Origin of the sequence: Pseudomonas sp. LRP2-20, assembly GCF_024349685.1 — a bacterium.
Classification (GTDB): Bacteria; Pseudomonadota; Gammaproteobacteria; order Pseudomonadales; family Pseudomonadaceae; genus Aquipseudomonas.
In genome coordinates this window covers 3583309-3604926 of the sequence record NZ_AP025944.1, presented here as the reverse complement: position 1 = coordinate 3604926, position 21618 = coordinate 3583309, and the positions used below count along the sequence as shown (strand labels likewise).

The window sequence follows — 21618 nt, the reverse complement described above, 5'->3', positions numbered from 1 at the left end:
TGCTCCCATGCATCTGGCGAGGGGCGAGCCCCGGTAGATGCAAAGTGAATTTCAAACGGTCCCTGATAATGAATGGTTAGTTGAGCACGTGCACCGTTGCGCTACGCTGGAAAAACATTGCCGTGGCGCTGTACCTGCCCGCAGGAGCGCAACATGAACTTCCTGATCGAACAGACCAGCGTGCAGGGACGGCCAAGCTGGTGGGTGCATGCCTGTGGCATGACGTTCACCTTTATCACTCAGGACGCAGCACAAGACTTTGCCAGCAAACTGGCAGAGCGGGTCGATGCGCCTCATCTGTTGCCGACGCAAACGCTGAAGTACTGGAATGCGCAACACGCGCGTTTGAAACAGGGCATCCGTTAGTTCAGACCAACCCCAAGGGGCCGCGTATGAGTGAACGTGCACTGGAACCCATCGATCGGATTACCGAAGTGATGTTCGGCCTGTTGATGGCCACCACCTTCACCGGCTCGCTGAGCGTGGCCACGGCCGGACGGGACGACGCCCGCCTGATGCTGATTGCGGCTTTTGGCTGCAACCTGGCCTGGGGCTTGGCCGATGCGGTGATCTACCTGCTGCGCACCTGGACCGAACGTACCCGCAGCCGCACCTTGCTGGCCCGGCTGCTGGCTGACGAGAACGGGCACGAAGGGCGCCAGCTGATTGCCGACGCACTGCCGGCGCGCATTGGCGAAGTGGTGGATGAGAATGGCCTGGAGCTGCTCAGGGTCCACCTGATGCGCAACGGCCAGCAACCAATGCCCGCGCGGCTCGGCCTGCAGGACTTCAAGGCGGCACTGGCGACCTTTCTGCTGGTGGTGCTGGCGACGTTCCCGCTGGTCATACCGTTTCTGCTGATCGCCCACACAGGCACCGCCATTCGGGTCTCGAACCTGGTCGCCTTGGCCATGCTGTTCCTGGCCGGCTGGCTGTTGGCGCGTTACTCGGGAGGGCGCGGGGTACTCACTGGCGTGATCATGACGCTGGTTGGGGTCGCGCTGATCCTGGCCATCATCGCCCTGGGTGGCTGATGCAGGGTCAGTACTTGATGTCCCTGGCACGTTCACGGCCTTGCTGTTTGGTGTGGCGTTTGTCCTGACGGCAACCGGCGTTGCTCTTCTGGTCGGCGTGGCGGCAGTCCTGTTTGGTCTGACGCGCGCCTTGGCGGGTTTCCTGGCGCACTTCGCGGGCTTGCTGGCGCCGTTCGGCGCGGTCGGTAACCGCCGCCCAACCCTGCAATGTGGTGGCGCACAACAGTACGGCCACGCAAAAACGACAGGCTCTTGAAGTTGCCATGGTCAGGCCTCCTGCTGGATGAAGTTTATTGGCGCAAAGCGTTCAGGGCAGATTAAGTACAGTTCCGTTTCGATAGGCGATTTAGATTTAAAGGCAGTAAGCGTAGTTGCCATTAGTGCGTGGAAAACCACTGCACATCAGTGGTCGAAAATGGTGCCTTTGCTACCCTTACCGCACGGCAGCGACTGCCCGGGTTGCAATGCACTTTCTTCACGCGGTATGGCCAGATGGGGAACTGCGATGCGCATGCCATTGTTATGCGTCATGTCGATAGTGTTGTGCCTTAACGGAGTTACCAGCCTGGCACTGGCAGAAGACCTGCCGGCCCCCGACCCGGCACCTGCCGAAGCCAAGCAGGCAGTGTTCAACCAGGAGCAGCTCGACCAGATGCTCGCGCCGATCGCCTTGTATCCCGATCCGCTGCTGGCCCAGGTGCTGATGGCGTCGACCTACCCAGGGGAGGTGACCGAAGCGGTGGCCTGGTCAAAGGCCAATCCCAAGGCCCAGGGCGATGACGCGGTCAAGCAGGTGGCGAACCAGACCTGGGACCCGAGCGTGCAATCGTTGGTGGCGTTCCCGCAAGTGCTGGTGGTGCTCGGTCAGGACCCCGTCTGGGTCCAGCGCCTGGGTGATGCCTTCCTGGCACAACCCGATGACGTGATGGCCGGTGTCCAGCGCCTGCGCCACCAGGCCCAGGCGGCCGGCAACCTGACCAGCAACCAGTACCAGAACGTCACGGTGCAGGCCGCGCCTGCAGCGGCGCCGGCTGCGGCCAGCTCGGACGGGTCGCAGCAGGCGCCCGCCAGCAGCTCGTCGACCAGCACCATCATCATTCAGCCGGCCGACCCGCAGGTGGTGTACGTGCCCACCTACAACCCGACCACCACCTACGGCACCTGGGCCTATCCTGCCTCACCGCCGGTGTACTACCCGCCGTCGCCGATGTACTACGCGGGCACCGCGCTGATGGCCGGGCTGGCGTTCGGCGCTGGCGTGGCGATCATTGATTCGGTGTGGGGCGATTGCGACTGGAACAACGGCGATGTTGATATAGACGTCAATCGCTACAACAACATCAACGGCAACAACCGCATCACCAACAACCAGAACAAGTGGCAGCACAACCCCGTGCACCGCGATGGTGTGCCTTACCGTGACAACCGCAGCCGTCAACAATATGGCCGCCAGCTAGACGGGGCCAACCAGCGCGCCGCGTTCCGTGGCGATGATGCCCAGCGTGCCCAGGCCCGTGATCGCGCCCGCAGCTCGATGGACCGGGCGGGCATCGAGCGCCCGGCCACCAGCAACCGCGAAGCCCGCGACAGTGCACGCCAGGCCCGGGCCGAAGGCGGCGTGGCCAACCGCATGCAAGGTGCCAACAACAACGCGCGCCCTGCTGATCGCCGCACAGAACCACGCACCACGCGCGACAACACCCGCGACAACCCGCAGGCGCGCAACCAGGTCAACCAGCGCCGGCAGGGTGAAGGCCAGGCCCGTCAGGTTGCGCAGAACCGCCCGGGCAACACGGCAGGCCGGGCCCGCAACAATGCCTTCGACGGCGTACGGTCACCGTCGCGTACCACGGCGCAGGCCAGCCGCGGCCGCACCAGTCAGTCGTTCGCCCAGCGGCCCAGCGCCTCGCGTGCGGCCGGGCATCAGATATCCCGGCCCAGTGCGCCGGCACGGCGTGGTGGGGGAGGTGGCCGTCGATGAACAACAAGACCACTATTGCTGCATGGCTGATCGGCCTGGGCATGGCCTGGGCCAACCTGGCCGCTGCCCAGGAAGCATTCCCGACCCCGGAAAAGGCGGTCGAATCGTTCGTCCAGGCGCTGGGCGTCGAGCACGCCGACGAAGCCCGCCTGGCGCAGTTGCTGGGGGATGACTGGCGCACCTACATTCCACGCGAAGGCGTGCAGCGCAGCGACGTCGATGCCTTCCTGGAGCAGTACAAGGCCCAGCATCAGATCGACCAGCAGGGCGACAACAAGGCCATCCTGGCGGTGGGCCCCGAACACTGGACCTTGCCCATTCCGCTGACCAAGGCCGCCAACGGCTGGCGCTTCGACCTCAAGGCCGGCAGCGCCGAAATCCGCGCCCGGCGCATCGGCCGCAACGAACTGGCGGCCTTGCAGTCGGTGCTTGCCTATCACGACGCGCAGATGGACTACGCCTCGCAAGACCGCAACGGTAACGGCGCGCTGGAATACGCCCAGCAGATCTTCAGCACCCCCGGCAAGCACGACGGCCTGTTCTGGGCGGACGAAGAGGGCGGCGAGATCAGCCCGCTGGGGCCGCTGTTCGGCAAGGACGTGGTGGGTGACGCCTGGTACGGCTACCACTTCCGCATCCTCGATGGCCAGGGCCCGTCAGCACCGGGCGGCGCCTACAGCTACCTGATCGGTAACCAGATGAGCCGAGGTTTCGCCCTGGTCGCCTGGCCGGCGAAGTACAACGACACCGGGGTGATGAGCTTCATGATCAGCCATGACGGGCAGGTGTTCGAGAAGGACCTGGGGCCGCAGGGCGACAAGATTGCCAAAGCCATGAAGCGCTTCGACCCGGATGACAGCTGGAAAGAGGTGGACGTCAACGCCAGCGAATGATGGCAGGAGCACGCGCAGCGGCCGGCTGGGTGAAAACTACCCAGCGCTGTTCCGCTTTGGTGCGTACCCGCCTCAAAACAGGTCTTGAAGCACAGGTTTGTTTCGCTGAATCGGCATAATGGTGTGCAGATTGAACAGGGATGGTTGTGCCGATTGCCTGCAAATTTCCCGTTTTCCGCGGTTGGCAAAAGCGGCCCGCATATTGCTCCCTGCTGTCGCAACGACAACCCGGAGCACCGTGCCATGAGCTCACCTACCGAATTCCCGCTTTGCGAAGCCCCCCAATCATCGCGCAAGGGGCTGCTGCCCATTGCCATGGTGCTGTTCAGCTTTACCTTCTTCACCGGCACCATGTTCGCTGGCGGCAAGCTGGGCATGGCTTTCACCTTTGTCGACATGCTGTGGGTTGCCGCCATCGGCAACACGCTGCTGGCGCTGTATGCCGCGGCGTTGGCCTTCATCGCCTCGCGCAGCGGGCTGAACACCGTACTGATGGGGCGCTTCTGTTTCGGCGAGGCGGGCAGCCGGCTGTCCGACTTCATCCTGGGCTTCGCCGAACTGGGCTGGTACGCCTGGGGCACCGCGACCGTGGCGATCGTGCTGGTCAAGCTGCTGGGCCTGGCGGGCGGCTACACGGTACCGTTGATGGTACTGTTTGGCCTGGGCTTCAGCATCACCGCGATCATTGGCTTCAAGGGCCTGGACCTGCTGTCGCGGGTGTCGGTGCCGCTGATGTTCGTGCTGCTGCTGATATCGATGTACATCGCTACCGCCGATGCCGGTGGCTTTGCCGGCCTGGCAGCGGTGGTGCCGCATGAAACCATGACCTTCTCGGCCGCAGTGACCATGGTCTTCGGCACCTTCGCCAGTGGCGCCACCCAGGCCACCAACTGGACCCGCCTGTCGCGCAGCGGGCGGGTGGCGGTGGTAGCCAGCATCGTCGCCTTCCTGCTCGGCAACGGCCTGATGGTGGTGGCCGGGGCCTGGTGCGCGATGGTCTACCAGCAGGCCGACATCGTCGAAGTGATGATGCTCCAAGGCCTGTCGTTCGCGGCGGTGGTGATGCTCTGCCTGAACCTCTGGACCATCCAGGGGCCGACCATCTACAACGTCTCGGCAGCCGCCTGCCACCTGCTGCGCAGCGAGCGTCGACGCACTGCCACGCTGGTGGCGGCGGCGGTGGGCATCGTGCTGGCGATCGGTGGCATGTATGAAATGCTGATCCCGTTCCTGGTGCTGCTGGGCTCGATCATTCCGCCGGTGGGCGGGGTGATCATGGCCGACTTCTGGTACCGCCACCGTGGCAAATACCCAGCCCTGGCTTCGGTGCAGTTGCCGCGCTACAACCTCATGGGGCTGGGCGCCTACGCGCTGGGTGCGGTGCTGGCTTACGCCTCGCCTTGGGTCGCGCCGCTGGTGGGCATTGGCGCCTCGGCCCTGTGCTACATCGTCATGCTCGAACTCAGTGGCCGGCGCCGCGCGCTGGGCCAGGCGGGCATCGAGCCGTGAGCCTGGCGCTGGACGAGATCCTGAACCTGCCGGGCCTGCAGGAAATGACCGTGCGTGCTGGTGCGCGCAACCTGCAGCGGCGGGTGCGCTGGCCCTACGTGGCGGAGAACGAAGGCATCGCCGAGTGGGTGATGGGCGGTGAACTGGTGTTCGTCACCGGCATCAACCACCCGCGTGGCGAGGCCAACCTGCTGAGCCTGGTCGAAGACGGCGAGGCCGTGGGGATTGCCGGGATGGTGATCCTCACCGGCGGCTCCTTCATCCAGGCCATCCCGCCCGCCGTGGTCGCCCGCGCCGAGCAACTGGGGCTGCCGCTGATCGAGCAGCCTTACGCCCTGAAGATGGTGGTGGTGACCCACCTGATCGGCACGGCCCTGGTCCAGATGAGCCAGGTGCGTCGGTCGCGCAACGACATCCTCGGCCAGTTGCTCAGTGGCGACTATCCAAGCCTGGCCATCGCTCGCCAACGTGCGGCGCACCTTGAGCTGACCCTGGATGAGCCGCGCCGGGTGGTGGCGCTGCGCCTGTTGCATGTTGAGCAGTTGTTCGAGCGCCATGGCCTGGCCCAGGGCGAGCGCCTCTGGCAAGCTATCCGGCAGGCACTGGAAGACCAGCTCGAAGCCTGGTGCCGCGAGCGGCCGGGGACGGTGACGGCGCAGTTGCCGGGTGACCTGCAGGTGCTGTTGCTGGCCGATGGCGCCGACCTGCCGGTGACCCTGGCCGCGTTGCACCGGCAGTTGAGCGCGGTAGCCGGGGAGCTGGCCCTGTACATGGGCCTGTCGAGCCTGGCCGGCGATTGCGGGCATTACCGTCAGGCGCTCAGCGAGGCGCGCCAGGCCCTTGAGGTGGCGCAGCAGCTGCACCCGGCCAACGGCTTCTGCGACTTCAGCGAGCTGGGTGTGCTACGCCTGCTGCAAGGTATCACCGAGCGGTCGCTGATCGACGAATTCGTCGCCCAGACCCTCGGCCCGCTGATCACCCCCGGGCGCAAGCAGCCCCACGTGCTGGTGCACACCCTCGATGCCCTGCTCAAGGAAAACGGCAACGGGTTCAAGGCGGCCCAGCGCCTGGGCCTGCACCGCAATACTATCAACCAGCGCATTCAACGCATCGAACAACTGAGCGGGCAGTCCGTCGACGACCCGCTGTTTCGCATGAACGCTTCCGTCGCCATGCTGGTTTGGCGCATGAACGAAGATCAAGCCAAGGAGTAACGCCATGAACATCATCAACGCCCGCCTGCGTGGCAAGACCGGCCTGTTCCGCATCGCGCTGGACGGCGAGCGCATCGCCGCCATCACGCCACAGGCCGACGTCGCCGCCCTGGCCAGCCCGGATGACCTGGACGCCCAGCAGAACCTGGTGGTGGCGCCGTTCGTCGAGCCGCACATCCACCTCGACGCCACCCTCACCGCCGGTGAGCCGAAGTGGAACATGAGCGGCACCTTGTTCGAAGGCATCGAACGCTGGGCCGAGCGCAAGGAAATCACCACCCACGACGACATCAAGAACCGCGCCACGAAGACCATCGGCATGCTGGTGGACCATGGCATCCAGCACGTGCGTACCCACGTCGACGTCACCGACCCCAAGCTCACCGCGCTCAAGGCCATGGTCGAGGTACGCGAAGAGGTGCGCCATCTGGTCGACCTGCAGATCGTCGCTTTCCCCCAGGAGGGCATCGAGTCGTACGCCAATGGCCGGGCACTGATGACCGAAGCAGTGGCCATTGGCGCCGATGTGGTCGGCGGCATTCCGCATTTCGAGAACACCCGTGACCAGGGCGTGGCGTCGATCAAGTTCCTCATGGACCTGGCCGAGCGCACGGGCTGCCTGGTGGACGTGCATTGCGATGAAACCGACGACCCGCAGTCGCGTTTCCTTGAAGTGCTGGCTGAAGAGGCGCGGGTGCGCGGCATGGGCGCGCGGGTCACGGCCAGCCACACCGTGGCCATGGGTTCCTACGACAACGCTTACTGCTACAAGCTGTTCCGCTTGCTGAAGATGTCGGGGATCAACTTCGTCTCGTGCCCCACCGAAAGCATCCACCTGCAAGGGCGCTTCGACAGTTACCCCAAGCGCCGCGGGCTGACCCGCGTGGCCGAAATCGACCGCGCCGGGATGAACGTGTGCTTCGGCCAGGATTCCATCGTCGACCCGTGGTACCCGCTGGGCAACGGCAACATCCTGCGCATTCTCGAAGCCGGGCTGCACATTTGCCACATGCTCGGCTACGAAGACCTGCAACGCAGCCTGGACCTGATCACCGACAACAGCGCCCGCACCCTCAACCTTGGCGAGCGCTATGGCATCGAGGTCGGGCGGCCGGCCAACCTGCTGCTGCTGTCGGCTCCGGATGACTACGAGATGGTCCGCAGCCAGGGCCATGCGCTGGTGTCGGTGCGCAACGGCAAGGTGCTGATGCGCCGCACGCCTGCGCAGGTCGAACGCTTTGCCTGACTACGTTGGCAAGCGCCAAGCAACCGGCGCGTTCTGCATTTCCAACCCTGGCGTGCATGTGATCGACTGCCCGGTGGATTACAGCGAGAACGACCGCATTCTCAACACCGGGCTGAGGGCTCGGGCGCTGGATGTATGAGGGGCTGCATCCTGCGCTGAGCCCGGCCGAACTGGCAGGTTTACGGCGATGATCGCTGGGGCCAATCCTGTAAGGATGGCCCCAGGCTGCAGATCAGAAGCCTTCCAGCACAATCTTGCCGCGCGCCTTGCCACTTTCGAGCGTGGCATGGGCGCGCTTGAGGTGTTCGGCGTTGATGGTGCCGTAGTGCTCGCCCAGTGTCGTCTTGAGCACGCCATCATCGACCAGTTGCGCCACACGCTCGAGCAGCTGGTGTTGCTTGATCATGTCTTCGGTCTTGTACAGCGAACGGGTGAACATCAGCTCCCAGTGCAGCGAAAGCGACTTGCGCTTGAGCGGCATCACATCCAGTTGCGCCGGGTCGTCGATCAACGCCAGCTTGCCTTGTGGGCGCAGCACTTCCACCAGTTGCGGCAGGTAGCTGTCGGTGTGGGTCAGGCTGATCACGTAGTCCACCGCATCGAGCTTGAGCGCTTGGAGCTGAAGCGGGAGCGATTCACGGTGGTCGATGACGTGATGGGCACCCAGCGCCTTGACCCACTTCTGGGTTTCGGGGCGGGAGGCTGTTCCGATGACTGTCAGCTGGGTGAGCTTGCTGGCGAGCTGGACCAGGATCGAGCCCACCCCGCCGGCGGCACCGACCACCAGAAGGGACTGGCCCTTGCCGCCGTTTTCCTCTATCCCCAGGCGGTCGAACAGCAGTTCCCAGGCGGTGATGGAGGTCAGGGGCAGGGCGGCGGCGCTGGCGTTGTCCAGGCTGCGGGGCTTGTGCCCGACGATGCGTTCGTCGACCACGTGGAATTCGCTGTAGCTGCCAGGGCGGTCTATGGCCCCGGCGTAGAACACTTCATCGCCCGGTTGGAACAACGTCACCTGATCGCCGACCTCGCGGACGATACCCACGGCATCCCAGCCCAGCACCTGGGGTTGTTCACCGCCGCGGCTGGCGCGGATCTTGGTATCGACCGGGTTGACGGCGATGGCCCTGACTTCGACCAGCAGGTCCCGGGCGCCGGGTTTCGGCTTGGGCAGTTCAGCGTCGTACAGCGACTGTGGGTCCTGGATCGGCAAACCGGGTTGGGTGTAAACGACAGCCTTCATGGCGTTACCTCTTGGCAATTCGAAAAGTGGGCTCAGGCTATTCGTTTCGATTGAAACGATAAACAGCCAGAATGGCGCAACACTTTCACTTCAGCAGTGAAAATACCGTGAAGCGCCACCGACGGGCGTCAATCACTTGGTGCTGTAGCGTGGTGCGAGCTGGTTGTTGGACAGCTGGCCGAACAAGGCCTGCCGGCTGGCCTGATAGTGGTCGAAGGCTTGCAGGTCGTGCACCGACGGCAGCGAGATCAGCACACCGTTGTCGAAGTCCTGCAGCGCGCCGTCCACCAGGTCCTGGGCGGACATCACGATGCCGGGGTCGAGGTTCTCCACCGGCAAGCCGCCAATCTGCCAGAAATCGGTGGCAGTGGCCCCAGGCAACACCGCCTGAACCCGTACGCCTTGGTCGGCCAATTCCTTGTTCAGGGATTGGGTAAATGCCGTGACGTAGGCCTTGCTGGCGCCGTACACGCCGTTGAGCAGCTCTGGCGCCAGGCTGACGACGGATGAAATGTTGATCACTGCCCCCTGGCGACGCGCGACGAAGCCGGGCACCGCGGCATAGGTGAGGCGGGTGAGGGCGGTGACGTTGAGGTTGATCATCTCGGCCATGCGCTCCACGTCGCTCTCCAGCAAGGTGGTGTGGGTACCGATGCCGGCGTTGTTCACCAGCAGGCTGATGCTGGCGTCTTCGCGCAGCTTGCGCTCGACCTTGGCCAGATCGTCGGCATTGCCCAGGTCGGCCGGGAACACTTCGACGTTCTGCCGGGTTTCGCTGGTGAGCCGGCCGGCGAGCGCGTTCAGGCGTTCCCGGTTGCGAGCCACCAGCATCAGGTCATAGCCGCGACGGGCCAGGCGCTCTGCGTAGATCGAACCGATACCGGTGGAAGCGCCCGTGATGAGCGCGGTGCCTTTGAATTGCTGCGTCATGGTGATGCTCCATTGCTTGGGTGTGTTGCCATGATGCAGAAAGTGCTTTGTGTCTTGAATGACGCATATGGTAAGTTTTCAGGACATACAGCGCAGGAGCTTCACCATGCATCGGGTCGGGTATCTGCTTACCGAAGGCTTCCAGGTCATGTCCCTGGCGACGCAGACCGTGTTCGAATTCGCCAACATCTCGGCGGGCGAAGCGGTGTACAGGATCCAGAATTTCTCCATCGAGGGCGGTACTGTGCGCTCCTCTCTGGGCATGCACATCGACACGCTGCCCCTGGGGGCGCCCGGTCTTGCAGACACCTGGATGGTCACCGGCACGCTGACGCCACTGTCGCCCCCGAGTGAAGCCGTGCTGGCCAGTGTCCGCGGTTTCGTCGACGGCGCCCGTCGCACCGCGGGCCTGTGCACGGGCTGTTTCGTGCTGGCCCAGGCCGGCGTGCTGGATGGCCGGCGCGCCACCACGCACTGGGCCTATGCCCCAAAGCTGCGTGAGCTGTACCCGCAGGTAGATGTGGAGGAAGATCGGATATTCATCGTCGATGGCCCGATCTGGACTTCCGCCGGCATGACCGCTGCCCTGGACATGGCCCTGGGCATGGTGGAAAAGGACCTGGGCGCCGAGCTGGCCAGGTCGGTGGCACATAAGATGGTCATGCACCAGCGCCGCTCAGGCGGGCAATCCCAGCACTCCGAGCTGCTGTCGATGTCGCCCAAGTCGGACCGTATCCAGCACGCGCTGGACTACGCGCGCAAACACCTCAGTCGCTCACTGAGCGTGGAGGAACTGGCGGAAGTGGTGCACCTGAGCCCCCGGCAATTCACCCGCGTGTTTACCGCCGAAACCGGCCAGTCGCCGGCCAAGGCCGTGGAAAGCCTGCGCCTTGAGGCCGCCCGCGTCATGATCGAGCAGAGCCGACACAGCCTGGATGTGGTGGCAAGGGAGACTGGCTTTCGCGACCGTCGGCATATGCGCGAGGCGTTCATGCGTGGGTTTGGCGTGCCGCCGCAGGCGGTGCGCAGGGACGCACGACGGGTAGTGGCTGGCTGATGGGTTGGGCGTAGCTGGCAGACTGGGTTGGGCAGTCAACTGCAGGCTTCCAATCGCTGCCATGCCTGCGGTGACATACCCTCGGCTTTCACGAATGTTCTGCAAAAGTGGGACTGGTCGCAGAAGCCGCATTCCAGGGCAATCTCGGCCAGCAACATCCCGGAGCCACCCAGCAACTCCTTGCTTCGCTTCAGCCGCTGCTCACGCATCCACTGCTGCGGGGGCACCTGTTCGGTTTCCCTGAACATGCGTGTGAAATGGCTGCGCGACAGCGCGCAAGCCTGGGCCAGCTCGGTAACGGTGATGCCGGTGTCCAGGTTATCCAGCATCAACTGCTTGGCAGTCTTGAGCTGCCAAGGTTTCAGCCGTCCGGTCGTTTTCAGTGCGACAGTCGCCAGCACCGTGCAGTGGTCACTGTTCATACAAATCCATTTATCAATGAAGTGGGCACGCACGTTTCAAGCAGGCAGCGCAGGCCGCTGCAGCCTTGGCGCAGGCTGCAGACGATAACGCTCGATTCGAAGGCCTGGCTCAGCCAGCCGGCGTACCCATCAGCGGGTCAGTGAACAGCCCCTGGGGGCAGGGGCTGGCAAGGGTCAGACAGGGGCAGCGACCGGGGCCAGGGTCGGGCCGTGCTGCACGCGCTCTGGCGCCTTGTGCACCATGGTGTAGGCGTAGTCGACACCCATGCCGTAGGCACCGGAATGTTCCTTGACCAGCTCCATGACGGCGTCGTAGGTGTCGCGGTTTTTCCAGTCGCGTTGCCATTCCAGCAGCACTTGCTGCCACGTCATCGGGATGACGCCAGCCTGGATCATGCGCTGCATGGCGTAGTCGTGGGCTTCCTTGGTGGTACCGCCGGAGGCATCGGCAACCATGTAGATTTCATAGCCGGCATCGTTCATGGCCGAGAGGGCGAAGGTGGTGTTGCAGACCTCGGTCCACAGGCCGGAAACAATGATCTTGTTGCGACCGTTTTTCTTCAGCGCATCTCGAACCTTCTGGTCATCCCAGGAGTTCATGGAGGTGCGCTCCAGCAGGGGCGCTTCGGGGAAGACGGCGAGCAGCTCAGGGTAGGTATGCCCCGAGAAGCTTTCAGTCTCGACCGTCGTGATGGTGGTGGGAACATTGAAGATCTTGGCGGCTTTGGCCAGGCCTACGGTGTTGTTCTTCAGTGTCTGGCGATCAATGCTTTGAACGCCGAAGGCCATCTGTGGCTGCTGATCGATGAAGATCAGTTGGCTGTTGTGCGGGGTCAGGACTTCAGTTTTTGGATTGCTCATTGTTGTTTCCCTTTCTGCTGGATGATGGTCATCGCACAAGTCGCGGCGCCTGGGTTTTGCAGGCTGTGCCGAGGTTCCGGGTGACGTCCTCGGCAATGTCCGTTGCTTGAGCCCGAGTACAAGATAGCCAATCGCAGGGCGAAGCGGTGGCGCACTTTTGCGCTCCTGAAGGCGCATTCATGCGCCGACGGATTGCTCATCCTGCTGCTAGCATTCGCACGCTAACGCGGATCTACCGGATCCGGTTTGCGCCAGGAGAATGCGATGACAGCTTCACAACCGCACAACGAACAGACCGCCTATTGGGGCGTTCCGTGGGAGAAGACTTACGGGTATCCGCAGGCACGGCGGGTTGGTAACGAGATCTATGTGTCGGGCCAGTTCAATCATGACCAGGAGGGCAACCTGGTTGCGCCTGCGCCCTTGGATCGAGATGGGATACCCTGCGATTTCTCTTCGATGGGCGAGCAGATGCGCGTCGCCTACGACAATATCGCCAAGCTGCTCGCAGTGTATGGAGCAACGCTTGAAGATGTGGTGGAAGAGACGCTCTACGTGCTGGACATGGACGCGGCCTTCGCCGTGGTCGGCAAGGTGCGCAAGGCCGCGTACGGCACCGAGCGGCCCCAATGCGCCAGTAACATCATTGGCGTCTCCAGGCTTGCCCAGCGCCCTCAGCTGATTGAAATCGCCTGCAAGGCAGTGCTTGGCTCACGGGCCGAGTGACCTGCACTCCCGGTTTCGTGCTACGTGACCGGGAGTTCCAGTTGGCCCTCGATCAGAGCCTTCTGGTTGGCAACGGCGGCTGCACAGAACGTCATGAATGCCTTGACCCGCCACGATTTGCGGATGTCCTGGTGCGTCAGCAGCCATAGCTCATCCTGAAGCTCCGGCACTACCGGGCCGACGCGTTCCAGCCCTGGCGTGATATCGCCCAGCATGCAGGGCAGAAAACCCACCCCCAGGCCCGCTGCGATGGCCGCGCTTGCTGCTGCGACCGAATCGGTGCGGTACGCGATGCACTCGGCTGCGACCCTGCTCTCGACGTAGCTCGTCGCTTTCAGCCCTCGTAGCGCGGCGGAATAGGAAACCCATGCCTGGCCCTCCGTAAACAGCGGAGTCGGCGTCAGGTGGTTGCTGCTGCCGTAAGCGGCCCAGGCGATGGTAGCCAGCTTGCGACCCACCAGGCTCTCGGCGGGTTTCTTGGTCGCTCGAACCGCGATATCCGACTCATCTCGGGCCAGGCTCAGTGATTCGTTGCCTACCAGTACTTCGATGGTGATCCCTTCGTTCAGGGCTTTGAAATCGGCGATGATGGGGGTGAGGAAGTACAGGAGCAGGGAGTCGCTGGTGGTGATGCGAAGCTTGCCCAGAGGCCCCTGGCCAGCCCGTGAGACGCGCCGCGTCACGCTGACGATGTCCAGCTCCACGCGCTCGGCCAATGCACGCAGTTCCGCGCCCTCGATGGTGAGCAGATAGCCTGACTTGCGGTGATCGAACAGGGCCACGCCCAGTGTTTTCTCCAACTGCGAGACCCGCCGGGACACGGTGGAGACGTTGATGCCGAGTTTCTTGGCCGTGGCCGCGCGGTTGCCGCAGTCACTGAGCGTCTTGATGATGCGCAAGTCGTCCCAGGACAGCTGGTTGGCTGCCTCGCTCACGTCCCATTTGATGTTTTTGCCGGCAGCCGGGCCAGTTGCAGCGTTTTCGGGTAACGACTTCACATGACACGTTCCAGATCGGGATGGGCCGATCATACGAGAAGGGACCAGGTGAGCCAAGGCGGCGCTGGCCGCCGCTTCCTCAAACCGATGCAGGCCGACGGCATGCCCCCTCAGGCTCATCTAAGTCTTCATCCGTAACCTCCGCGGCAAAACCCCTGACGGGGCCGGAGGAGGTACACCCATGAAGACTGCCAGCAGCGGTTGGCTCAACAAGGTACCGGAAGTGACACTGTCCTTCTGGATCATCAAGATCATGTCCACCACGGTCGGCGAGACCTTCGCCGACTTTCTCGCTGTCGACGTCGGCTGGGGCCTTGCCATCACCAGTGCGGTGATGGCAGTGCTGCTGGCCGGCGCGTTGACCCTGCAAATGCGCAAGCGCAGCTGCGAACCCTGGATCTACTGGCTCTGTGTGGTACTGGTCAGCATCCTGGGCACCCAGATAACCGACATCCTGACTGACGAACTGGACATCAGCCTGTATGCCAGCACGGCATTTTTCTCAGCGTTGCTGGTGGTCAATTTTGCGGTCTGGTACGCCGTGGAGCGCAACCTGTCGATTCGCGAAATCGTCACTGCCCGCCGCGAAGCCTTCTATTGGGCCACCGTCCTGTGCACCTTCGCCCTGGGTACTGCCGGTGGTGATCTGGCGACCGAGGCACTGGGGCTTGGCTTCAGTTTCGGTTGCGTGATCTTCGCCGTGCTGATCGCTGCCTGCCTGCTTGCCTGGCGCCTGGGTGCCAGCACGGTGCTGGTGTTCTGGGTGGCCTACATCCTGACCCGCCCGCTCGGCGCCTCGCTGGGTGACCTGCTTACCCAATCCCGTGATTACGGTGGCCTCGGCATGGGGGCGACCTGGACCAGCGCGATCTTCCTTTGCGTCATTTTCATCCTGGTCTGCGTTGCCCAGTTCGCTGCCAGCCAAACCAAGCGACTTACCCCTTGATAGTGAGGTAACACCCATGATTTCCAACGCTCTGCTCAAAGCCCTTGCCATTGCCTGTGTCGCCAGCGCATTGCTGGTAACCCAGGGCTGTTCCAAGCCGGATGAACCGCCACAGGTCGCTGGCGTCCATGCCCCGACCAAGCTGGGCGACCTCAGCGCATTCCGGGCCATTGCCGTGGATGTCGCCGCCAAGGTGGATGCCCAGGACCTGCCCGCGGCCAAGGCACGTATCAGGGACCTGGAAAAGACCTGGGACGACGCCGAGGCCGGGATCAAGCCGCGTGCCGCCAGCGACTGGCATGTGCTGGACAAGGCAATCGACCACGCCCTGGATGCGTTGCGGGCCAGCCAGCCTCAACAAGGCCAATGCAAGGCGGCCATGGCCGACCTGCTGAAGGCGTTCGATACCCTGCAGGGGCAGGGCTGAAACGCGGCGATAGCCTATCGGTCACCGGCCGCTCGGGCTATTGTTGCCTGCACAGGTTGATAGCGGGGAAGGCCATGCGGGTATTACTGGTCGAGGATGACAGCATGATCGCCCAGGCGCTGCAGGACGCACTGGGCGAGGCGGGCTACGCCGTGGATTGGGTCGCTGACGGTCTGGCGGCCGAAGCGGCCCTGCGTACCCAGCCCTACGACCAGGTACTGCTCGACCTCGGGCTGCCCGGGCAGGGTGGCCTGCAGGTGCTGCAAAATCTGCGAGCAGCGGACAACCCGGTGCCGCTGCTGATCATCACCGCACGCGCGGGGCTCGATGACCGGGTGTGCGGGCTGGACGGCGGGGCGGATGACTTTTTGCAAAAACCCTTCGAGATGGCTGAACTGCTCGCCAGGATGCGCGCGGTCATGCGCCGCAAGGGCGGGCGCGCGGCCCCTGAACTGGGCAATGGAACGCTGAGCCTGGACCCGGTCAGCAAATGCGCACGCGTGCTCGATCAGCAACCCGTGCAGCTTTCCAACCGTGAATTTGCCTTGCTCCAGGCGTTGCTGGTGCGCCCCGGGGCCATTCTCTCGCGCAGCGAACTGGAAGACCGCATCTACGGGTGGGGCAACGAGGTAGAAAGCAATGCCGTGGAGTTCATCATCCACGGGCTGCGCCGCAAGTTGGGCAAGGACGTGATTCGCAATATCAGGGGGCTGGGATGGATGGTCTCAAAACACGCCTGAAGCAGTCGCTGCAACTGCGCCTGTCGGTGGCGCTGTCGGTCGCGATCCTGCTGGTAGCGACCGTGAGTGGGGCCTTCAGCTACTTCACCGCGTACGATGAAGCGCTCGACCTGCAAGACAAGAGCTTGCACCAGGTGGCCGCGTTGTACCTGCGCCAGGGCCTGGCATTTCATTACTCAGGCAGCGCGCAGCCTGGGGCCGCGGATGATGAAGAAACCCGTATCGTCATCCAGTACCTGGCCGATGGCCAGTCAGTCAGCCATGCCGATGACAGCCAGCTGCCACTGCCGATTCCGGGCTCGGTGGCCAATGGCCTGTCGACGCTGGTGGTGGGCAACGAACCTTTTCGCGTGCTGGTCAGTACTGACACCTCCGGCAGGCGCTTTGCCGTGGTGCAGGAAATCGACAGCCGTAATCGTGATGCGCGCAAAAGTGCATGGCGTGCATTGCTGCCATTTGCCATCCTCTTCCCGATATTGCTGCTGGTGGTGGCCAACCTGATCCGCGAGCTGTTCAGGCCGGTCTCGACCTTGGCGGCCATGCTCGATACCCGCGACGATCAGGACCTGCGCCCCATCGATGAGCGCCTGCTGGCGACCGAAATACGCCCGTTCGTACAGGCGATAAACCGGCTGCTCGGGCGCGTTTCGCGCACCCTTGAAGGCCAGAAGCGCTTCGTAGCCGATGCGGCCCATGAGCTGCGTACCCCCCTCACCGCGCTGTCGCTGCAGGCGGAGGGCCTTGAGCACGAAGCCATGTCGGAGCGCACCAGGCTGCACGTGGCCAGGCTGCGCCGTGGTATCGGCAGGAGTCGCAAGCTGGTCGAGCAGTTGCTGGCACTGGCCAGCGCGCAACTGGCCGAGGCGTCACCAGGTTCGGTGTCGCTGCATGAAACTTGCCGCCTGGTGCTGGAGGACTTGATGCCGTTGGCAGAGCAGAAGCAGCTGGACATTGGCCTGGAAGGTGACGATGCGCTGTTGCCGATGCAGGAAGTGGAGCTGCGGACCGTGATCAAGAACCTGGTCGAGAACGCCATCCGGCACGCACCGGTGGGGGGGCATGTCGATGTGCAGGCGGTGCAGAGTGCCGAAGGGCTCAGACTGTGTGTGCGTGATGATGGCCCTGGTGTTCCTGCGCAAGACTGGGAGCGTGTATTCGATCCGTTCTATCGGGGCAATCAACAGGTCGGGGAAGGCTCCGGCCTGGGGCTGTCGATTGTGCGTACCATCGTCCAGCGCTCTGGCGGGGAGGTGGCGGTGGGTTACGCCGATGATGCAACGCAGTTGGGCTGGCGCGTGTGCCTGCAGTGGCCGGCTGATGCCGATTGACGCTTCGCTGGCGGGCGTTCGCTGTCGATGCCCCGCCATCGATAGCTGATTCGGCGTACACGTAAATGCCAAGCGGCGCCCTGGGGCGCCGTCTGGTGGCGGGTCGGCAGTGCCGGCCGGGGAGCTCAGGCGGTATGACCGCCAAGGGTCTCGGCTACCCAGTCGGCGATGTAATGGCCGGCATTGATGCTGTTGTCGAAACTGGAATGCTGCACGCCGCCTTCGCGGTCGGTGAAGATCTTCAGCTCGCGCTTGGGGCTGTTGACCAGTTGCTCATAGGTACGGTGCGCCCATTTGAGCGGGATCTGCGAGTCTTTCTCGCCATGGGTGACCAGGAATGGCACGCGGATGCGATCGAGCACGCCGTCGAGGTGCACGTTCTCGGCGATGCGCATGAACGCGTCCATATCCTTCGCCCCCCAGACCCATTGCACGTGCGCCCAGTAGTGCGGCACGGGGAAGTTGCCTTCTTTCTCCAGGCGGCGTTTCTGCACATCGCGCCAGTCGTGGTTGGCGCCCCACACCACGCCGCAGGCGAAGCGCGGTTCGAAGGCCACCGCGCGCGGGCAGTAGTAACCCCCCAAGGACACCCCCTCCATGCCAATGCGCTTGGGGTCGACATCGGCGCGGGTCTCCAGCCAGTCAACCACGCGGCTGGCCCAGTGCTCGCTGTCGTAGCGGGCAGTCAGGCCCTGCAGGCGCAGCGCTTCGCCGGTGCCAGGCTGGTCGAGGATCAGCGATGACACACCGCGTTTGGCCAGCCAGGCGGGTAGGCCGACGCGGTATTTCATTTCCTTGGTCGAATCCAGGCCGTTGACCTGCACCAGCAGTGGCGCCGGGCCACTCACGCCTTCTGCCCGTACCAGCAAGCCCGAGAGGTGCTTGCCCTCATAGGGGATCTCGACCCGCTCGCAATTTTCCCTGGCCAGGTCGATACCCCGCGCGAAGGTCTCCAGGAAACGCTGGTACAGCGCCGCGCGGCCCGGCGCGCCGTGGGCCTGCAGGCGTTCGCAGGTGAGGTAGTAGGTAGCGGCGCGGTTGTATTTCTCGCCGGCAGAAAGGCGCCGGCCAGCGGCTTGGTCTTCCTCGGCCAGCACACAGAGCTTGTCGGCCATGGTCGACCAGGTTTCCCGAAATGCCTGGGTGCCAGCGGCGTCGGGCTGCCTGGAGGCTTCCTGCAACGGGGCACACATTTCTTCGATCTCGCCCATGCGGGCGCCCATTTCGATGGCCAGGTCCACCGAGAGGTTCCAGACGTAGTTGGTGGGGAAGTAACGGAACATTCTTGTTGTCCTTCTGCGGTCGTTGGTCCGGCGCCCATGATTGCGGCAGGCACGCAGGGCGGGGTTCGAAGGCAAGGTACGCAGACGGGGCAGGGCGAGGCCAATCGTGATCGGGGATGCGAGGTATCGCCAAACGCGATGCCCGGCCGCGCTGGCGCAGGCCGGGGCGATGGCTGAGGCTCAGGCGCTGGCGCGAAGTGGCGCCGGTTCCTGCTCGGCGCGCTGGATGAAGTCGCTGATGCGCTCGCGCAGCCAGCGGTGCATGGGGTCGCCATCCATGCTGCGGTGCCAGAGCATGAATTCGCGCATGACCGGGATCTTTACCGGCGGCGGCAGGATGCGCAGGGGCAGGTAGCCGGCGTACAGCTCGGCCAGGCGGCGGTGCATGGTGGCGATTCGCGCAGTGCCCACCAGCAGCTGGGGCAGGGTGTTGAAATCATTGGTGATCACTTCCAGGCGTCGGTTGAAGCCGTACTGGCTCATGAACCAGTCCTCGATGCTCAAATGCCGGTTGCGACCAAAACCTACCGAGATATGCCCCATCTGCATGTACTGTTCCAGCGTCAGCTGCTCGCCGACTTCGGGGTTGTCGCGCCAGACCACGCAGACATGATCTTCCTCGAACAGCAGCTGCGCCGGGTGGCCGTCGATGAGGTAGCGTTCGGGCACGATCATCATGTCGACCTCGCCGCGCATCAGCAGCTCGGCGCTGCTGTCGCCTGGGCTGATCATCTCGAAGGTGATGTGCGGCGCCTGCTGGTGGATGTTCTGGATGACCTGGGCGAACAGCACGCTGATCAGGTAGTCCGAGGCCACCAGGCGGAAGTGGCGCTTGCTGCTGGCCGGTTCGAACACCGGCTTGGCGGTGATCGAGGAACGGATGGTCAGCAGCACCTCGCGCACCGGCGTTGCCAGCTCCAGGGCATAGGGCGTCGGCTGCATCTTGCGGCCGACCTGCACCAGCAACTCATCCTCGAAAAACGTGCGTAACCGGCCGAGCACGCCACTGGTGGCCGATTGGGTCATGTGCAGGCGTTCGGCGGCGCGGGTGATGTTCTGCTCCTCGAGCAGAACGTCCAGGGCGACCAGCAGGTTCAGATCCAGGTGGTGAAAGCGCATGTGATAGCTCTCGGTTCTTGTAGTTGTTTTCGCGATACCTTCCCGCTGCATTGTCGATACGTCAAGACCCGTGCTCCACGGCGAGAGCCAACGCCAGGCACCATGGGCCGGCACACAGGTATCGCGAATGTCGATGCCTCGCATCCTGACTCGCGATTGGTCATGCCACCCCGGCGCCGAGCAATCTGCGCTCCAGTCGAACGGCCGCTGCGCCGCCCCGACCCACGACCGGTGACCCTGCCTCGCCGAATAACAATTTCAATGGAGTGGTAGCCATGAACATTCTTGGTCTCGATGCGCTGGTGTTCGGCGTCGACGATATCCAGGCCTGTGCCGATTGCCTGCGTGACTACGGCCTGACGGCCACCAGGCTGGATGCTGACGGTGGCCGTTTCGAAGCCCTGGACGGTACCGCGATCATCATCCGTCGCGGCGACGACAGCAGCCTGCCGCCGGCTTTGGGGCCAACCCCGTCGCTGCGCGAAACTGTCTACGGTGTCGCTTCGGCGGGCGATCTTGCGGCTATCGCCGATGAACTGGGCCGGGATCGCGAAGTGCGCCGCGATGCCGACGGTGCATTGCACTGCTTCGACGACCTGGGCTTTGCCATCGCCTTCCAGGTCACTTGCCGGCGTGCCTTCGAGGCGCCTGCCGACCTGACCAATGCGCCCGGCAACGCGCCGCAACGCCCGCTAAACCAGCTGGGCATCACCCCGGACATGCCGGCACGGCCGCGCACGTTGTCGCACGTGGTGTATTTCGTGCCTGACGCGGCCAAGGGCGAAGCGTTCTACCGCGATCGCCTGGGCTTCGTCACCACCGACAGCTTCAGCGGCGTCGGCCCGTTCATGCGCGCGGCCGGCATGGACGACCACCATTGCCTGTTCATGATCCAGACCCCGCCACACATGCAGGGTTGCGAGCACTTCACCTTCCACATGGGCAGCGGCACCGAGGTACTGCTGGCCGGCACGCGCTTCCAGCAACGGGGCTGGACCAGCTTCTGGGGCCCAGGCCGGCACCTGCTGGGGTCCAACTGGTTCTGGTACTTCAACAGCCCGTTGGGCTGCCATATCGAGTACGACGCCGACATGGACAAGCACGATGACGCGTGGGCCGCACGTGAGGCGCCCATGTCAGCGGACAACTCGCAGTTGTTCCTCTTCACCTCACGGGAGAAATGGGCACCGGGGGGACCACCTGCGAAGTCGGCTTGATCGGTGAGCGGCTTGGTGCTGTGCCGGCTGGACGAAGTGGTGGAAGGGCAGGCACGGGGTTTCGACCCGCATGGCCAGGGCGCGGACAGCCTGTTCGTGCTCCGCCACGGGGGCCGGGTACGTGTCTACCGCAACCGCTGCCCGCACCTGCAGGTGCCGCTGGAGTACCGCAAGGATCGCTTTCTGAGTGCCGATGGCCAGTGGGTCATCTGCTATGCCCATGGCGCGCGTTTCAGGCCCGAGGACGGCACCTGTGTCCATGGCCCCTGCCGTGGTCAGGCGCTGCAGGCGCTGGATTACCAGGAAGCGGACGGCTGGCTGCTATTGCCGCTGTCGCAGTTCGATCGCTGAGCCATCGCGCCGCGCGATAGGTCGCATCCCGCGACGCGATTGGTCAAAGCCCGGCGCAGCCGGGAAGCTGTGCGCAGGCACAGGAAACGGCCGCCG

At 63.9% G+C, this 21618-nt stretch carries 23 protein-coding genes and 1 pseudogene; 16 read left to right on the top strand and 8 right to left on the bottom strand.

What is annotated here, in order from left to right:
• The first annotated feature begins 153 nt into the window (after positions 1–153).
• Together OCX61_RS16065 and OCX61_RS16060 are read left to right on the top strand one after the other, a co-directional pair.
• Positions 154–366 (top strand): hypothetical protein, encoded by a 213-nt coding sequence (locus tag OCX61_RS16065; RefSeq protein ID WP_261940393.1) that lies wholly within the window; start codon positions 154–156, stop codon positions 364–366.
• A 26-nt stretch (positions 367–392) separates the two neighbouring features.
• The gene (locus tag OCX61_RS16060; protein WP_261940392.1) at positions 393–1034 is read left to right on the top strand and encodes a VIT1/CCC1 transporter family protein; all 642 of its coding nucleotides are present in this window, start codon (positions 393–395) and stop codon (positions 1032–1034) included.
• A 7-nt stretch (positions 1035–1041) separates the two neighbouring features.
• Here OCX61_RS16060 and OCX61_RS16055 read toward each other — a convergent pair whose 3' ends face one another.
• Positions 1042–1299, bottom strand: coding sequence for a hypothetical protein (locus tag OCX61_RS16055; protein WP_261940391.1), 258 nt, complete (start codon positions 1297–1299; stop codon positions 1042–1044).
• A gap of 240 nt (positions 1300–1539) precedes the next feature.
• On the opposite strand from OCX61_RS16055, the gene OCX61_RS16050 reads away from it, so the two are divergent.
• The 6 genes and pseudogenes from OCX61_RS16050 to OCX61_RS16025 all read left to right on the top strand — a co-directional run.
• Positions 1540–3015, top strand: a complete 1476-nt coding sequence (locus OCX61_RS16050) for a DUF3300 domain-containing protein (protein WP_261940390.1) — start codon at positions 1540–1542, stop codon at positions 3013–3015.
• Positions 3012–3908, top strand: a complete 897-nt coding sequence (locus OCX61_RS16045) for a DUF2950 domain-containing protein (RefSeq protein WP_261940389.1) — start codon at positions 3012–3014, stop codon at positions 3906–3908. Before OCX61_RS16050 ends, OCX61_RS16045 begins: the two co-directional genes overlap by 4 nt.
• 243 nt (positions 3909–4151) lie before the next feature.
• Positions 4152–5417 carry a cytosine permease gene (gene codB / locus OCX61_RS16040; RefSeq protein ID WP_261940388.1) on the top strand — a complete coding sequence of 422 codons (1266 nt, stop codon included), beginning with the start codon at positions 4152–4154 and terminating at the stop codon, positions 5415–5417.
• Positions 5414–6631, top strand: coding sequence for a PucR family transcriptional regulator (locus OCX61_RS16035; protein WP_261940387.1), 1218 nt, complete (start codon positions 5414–5416; stop codon positions 6629–6631). The genes codB and OCX61_RS16035 overlap by 4 nt, the downstream gene beginning before the upstream one ends.
• Before the next feature lie 4 nt (positions 6632–6635).
• On the top strand, positions 6636–7877 hold the full coding sequence (gene codA / locus OCX61_RS16030; RefSeq protein WP_261940386.1) for a cytosine deaminase: 1242 nt from the start codon (positions 6636–6638) through the stop codon (positions 7875–7877).
• A pseudogene (locus OCX61_RS16025) lies at positions 7873–8016 on the top strand (hypothetical protein); the annotation flags it as partial. The gene codA and the pseudogene OCX61_RS16025, both read left to right, overlap by 5 nt.
• Positions 8017–8109: 93 nt before the next feature.
• Here the strand turns inward: OCX61_RS16025 and OCX61_RS16020 are convergent.
• Entirely contained in the window at positions 8110–9117 is a 1008-nt protein-coding gene (locus tag OCX61_RS16020; protein WP_261940384.1) for a zinc-binding alcohol dehydrogenase family protein, read from the bottom strand.
• A 132-nt stretch (positions 9118–9249) separates the two neighbouring features.
• Positions 9250–10047, bottom strand: a complete 798-nt coding sequence (locus tag OCX61_RS16015) for an SDR family NAD(P)-dependent oxidoreductase (protein ID WP_261940383.1) — start codon at positions 10045–10047, stop codon at positions 9250–9252.
• A 106-nt stretch (positions 10048–10153) separates the two neighbouring features.
• Between OCX61_RS16015 and OCX61_RS16010 the strand changes: the two genes are divergently transcribed.
• Complete coding sequence (locus tag OCX61_RS16010) at positions 10154–11104, top strand: GlxA family transcriptional regulator (RefSeq protein ID WP_261940382.1); 951 nt, start codon at positions 10154–10156, stop codon at positions 11102–11104.
• A 35-nt stretch (positions 11105–11139) separates the two neighbouring features.
• On the opposite strand, the gene OCX61_RS16005 is transcribed toward OCX61_RS16010, so the two are convergent.
• Both OCX61_RS16005 and OCX61_RS16000 read right to left on the bottom strand, forming a co-directional pair.
• Entirely contained in the window at positions 11140–11526 is a 387-nt protein-coding gene (locus tag OCX61_RS16005; RefSeq protein ID WP_261944325.1) for a helix-turn-helix domain-containing protein, read from the bottom strand.
• 174 nt (positions 11527–11700) lie between these two features.
• Positions 11701–12387 carry a hydrolase gene (locus tag OCX61_RS16000; protein WP_261940381.1) on the bottom strand — a complete coding sequence of 229 codons (687 nt, stop codon included), beginning with the start codon at positions 12385–12387 and terminating at the stop codon, positions 11701–11703.
• A 264-nt stretch (positions 12388–12651) separates the two neighbouring features.
• On the opposite strand from OCX61_RS16000, the gene OCX61_RS15995 reads away from it, so the two are divergent.
• Positions 12652–13113 carry a Rid family hydrolase gene (locus OCX61_RS15995; RefSeq protein WP_261940380.1) on the top strand — a complete coding sequence of 154 codons (462 nt, stop codon included), beginning with the start codon at positions 12652–12654 and terminating at the stop codon, positions 13111–13113.
• A 20-nt stretch (positions 13114–13133) separates the two neighbouring features.
• On the opposite strand, the gene OCX61_RS15990 is transcribed toward OCX61_RS15995, so the two are convergent.
• Positions 13134–14060, bottom strand: a complete 927-nt coding sequence (locus tag OCX61_RS15990; protein ID WP_315973281.1) for a LysR family transcriptional regulator — start codon at positions 14058–14060, stop codon at positions 13134–13136.
• A gap of 232 nt (positions 14061–14292) precedes the next feature.
• Between OCX61_RS15990 and OCX61_RS15985 the strand changes: the two genes are divergently transcribed.
• The 4 genes from OCX61_RS15985 to OCX61_RS15970 all read left to right on the top strand — a co-directional run bounded on the left by OCX61_RS15985 (position 14293) and on the right by OCX61_RS15970 (position 17552).
• Entirely contained in the window at positions 14293–15057 is a 765-nt protein-coding gene (locus tag OCX61_RS15985; RefSeq protein WP_261940378.1) for a COG4705 family protein, read from the top strand.
• Positions 15058–15073: 16 nt separating this feature from the next.
• Positions 15074–15484 carry a hypothetical protein gene (locus tag OCX61_RS15980; RefSeq protein WP_261940377.1) on the top strand — a complete coding sequence of 137 codons (411 nt, stop codon included), beginning with the start codon at positions 15074–15076 and terminating at the stop codon, positions 15482–15484.
• A 74-nt stretch (positions 15485–15558) separates the two neighbouring features.
• Positions 15559–16224: a response regulator gene (locus tag OCX61_RS15975; protein ID WP_261940376.1), complete on the top strand. Its 666-nt coding sequence runs from the start codon at positions 15559–15561 to the stop codon at positions 16222–16224.
• Positions 16200–17552, top strand: coding sequence for a sensor histidine kinase (locus OCX61_RS15970; RefSeq protein ID WP_261940375.1), 1353 nt, complete (start codon positions 16200–16202; stop codon positions 17550–17552). Before OCX61_RS15975 ends, OCX61_RS15970 begins: the two co-directional genes overlap by 25 nt.
• 125 nt (positions 17553–17677) lie before the next feature.
• Here OCX61_RS15970 and OCX61_RS15965 read toward each other — a convergent pair whose 3' ends face one another.
• A complete protein-coding gene (locus OCX61_RS15965; RefSeq protein ID WP_261940374.1) occupies positions 17678–18835 on the bottom strand; it encodes an alpha/beta hydrolase family protein in 1158 nt (385 codons plus the stop codon).
• Between the two features lie 180 nt (positions 18836–19015).
• Positions 19016–19954 carry a LysR family transcriptional regulator gene (locus OCX61_RS15960; RefSeq protein WP_261940373.1) on the bottom strand — a complete coding sequence of 313 codons (939 nt, stop codon included), beginning with the start codon at positions 19952–19954 and terminating at the stop codon, positions 19016–19018.
• A gap of 275 nt (positions 19955–20229) precedes the next feature.
• Between OCX61_RS15960 and OCX61_RS15955 the strand changes: the two genes are divergently transcribed.
• A complete protein-coding gene (locus OCX61_RS15955; protein ID WP_261940372.1) occupies positions 20230–21171 on the top strand; it encodes a VOC family protein in 942 nt (313 codons plus the stop codon).
• A 12-nt stretch (positions 21172–21183) separates the two neighbouring features.
• Positions 21184–21522, top strand: coding sequence for a Rieske (2Fe-2S) protein (locus tag OCX61_RS15950; RefSeq protein ID WP_400808596.1), 339 nt, complete (start codon positions 21184–21186; stop codon positions 21520–21522).
• Positions 21523–21618: the final 96 nt, after the last annotated feature.

Excerpts from the sequence above, each read along its gene's own strand:
- OCX61_RS15970 (WP_261940375.1), top strand. The coding sequence starts at position 16,200 with ATGGATGGTCTCAAAACACGCCTGAAGCAGTCGCTGCAACTGCGCCTG.
- OCX61_RS15965 (WP_261940374.1), bottom strand. The coding sequence starts at position 18,835 with ATGTTCCGTTACTTCCCCACCAACTACGTCTGGAACCTCTCGGTGGAC.
- codA (WP_261940386.1), top strand. The coding sequence starts at position 6,636 with ATGAACATCATCAACGCCCGCCTGCGTGGCAAGACCGGCCTGTTCCGC.
- OCX61_RS16055 (WP_261940391.1), bottom strand. The coding sequence starts at position 1,299 with ATGGCAACTTCAAGAGCCTGTCGTTTTTGCGTGGCCGTACTGTTGTGC.
- OCX61_RS15995 (WP_261940380.1), top strand. The coding sequence starts at position 12,652 with ATGACAGCTTCACAACCGCACAACGAACAGACCGCCTATTGGGGCGTT.
- OCX61_RS16000 (WP_261940381.1), bottom strand. The coding sequence starts at position 12,387 with ATGAGCAATCCAAAAACTGAAGTCCTGACCCCGCACAACAGCCAACTG.
- codB (WP_261940388.1), top strand. The coding sequence starts at position 4,152 with ATGAGCTCACCTACCGAATTCCCGCTTTGCGAAGCCCCCCAATCATCG.
- OCX61_RS16010 (WP_261940382.1), top strand. The coding sequence starts at position 10,154 with ATGCATCGGGTCGGGTATCTGCTTACCGAAGGCTTCCAGGTCATGTCC.
- OCX61_RS16060 (WP_261940392.1), top strand. The coding sequence starts at position 393 with ATGAGTGAACGTGCACTGGAACCCATCGATCGGATTACCGAAGTGATG.
- OCX61_RS15960 (WP_261940373.1), bottom strand. The coding sequence starts at position 19,954 with ATGCGCTTTCACCACCTGGATCTGAACCTGCTGGTCGCCCTGGACGTT.
- OCX61_RS16065 (WP_261940393.1), top strand. The coding sequence starts at position 154 with ATGAACTTCCTGATCGAACAGACCAGCGTGCAGGGACGGCCAAGCTGG.
- OCX61_RS15955 (WP_261940372.1), top strand. The coding sequence starts at position 20,230 with ATGAACATTCTTGGTCTCGATGCGCTGGTGTTCGGCGTCGACGATATC.
- OCX61_RS15985 (WP_261940378.1), top strand. The coding sequence starts at position 14,293 with ATGAAGACTGCCAGCAGCGGTTGGCTCAACAAGGTACCGGAAGTGACA.
- OCX61_RS16005 (WP_261944325.1), bottom strand. The coding sequence starts at position 11,526 with ATGAACAGTGACCACTGCACGGTGCTGGCGACTGTCGCACTGAAAACG.
- OCX61_RS15975 (WP_261940376.1), top strand. The coding sequence starts at position 15,559 with ATGCGGGTATTACTGGTCGAGGATGACAGCATGATCGCCCAGGCGCTG.
- OCX61_RS15980 (WP_261940377.1), top strand. The coding sequence starts at position 15,074 with ATGATTTCCAACGCTCTGCTCAAAGCCCTTGCCATTGCCTGTGTCGCC.
- OCX61_RS16020 (WP_261940384.1), bottom strand. The coding sequence starts at position 9,117 with ATGAAGGCTGTCGTTTACACCCAACCCGGTTTGCCGATCCAGGACCCA.
- OCX61_RS16045 (WP_261940389.1), top strand. The coding sequence starts at position 3,012 with ATGAACAACAAGACCACTATTGCTGCATGGCTGATCGGCCTGGGCATG.
- OCX61_RS16050 (WP_261940390.1), top strand. The coding sequence starts at position 1,540 with ATGCGCATGCCATTGTTATGCGTCATGTCGATAGTGTTGTGCCTTAAC.
- OCX61_RS16015 (WP_261940383.1), bottom strand. The coding sequence starts at position 10,047 with ATGACGCAGCAATTCAAAGGCACCGCGCTCATCACGGGCGCTTCCACC.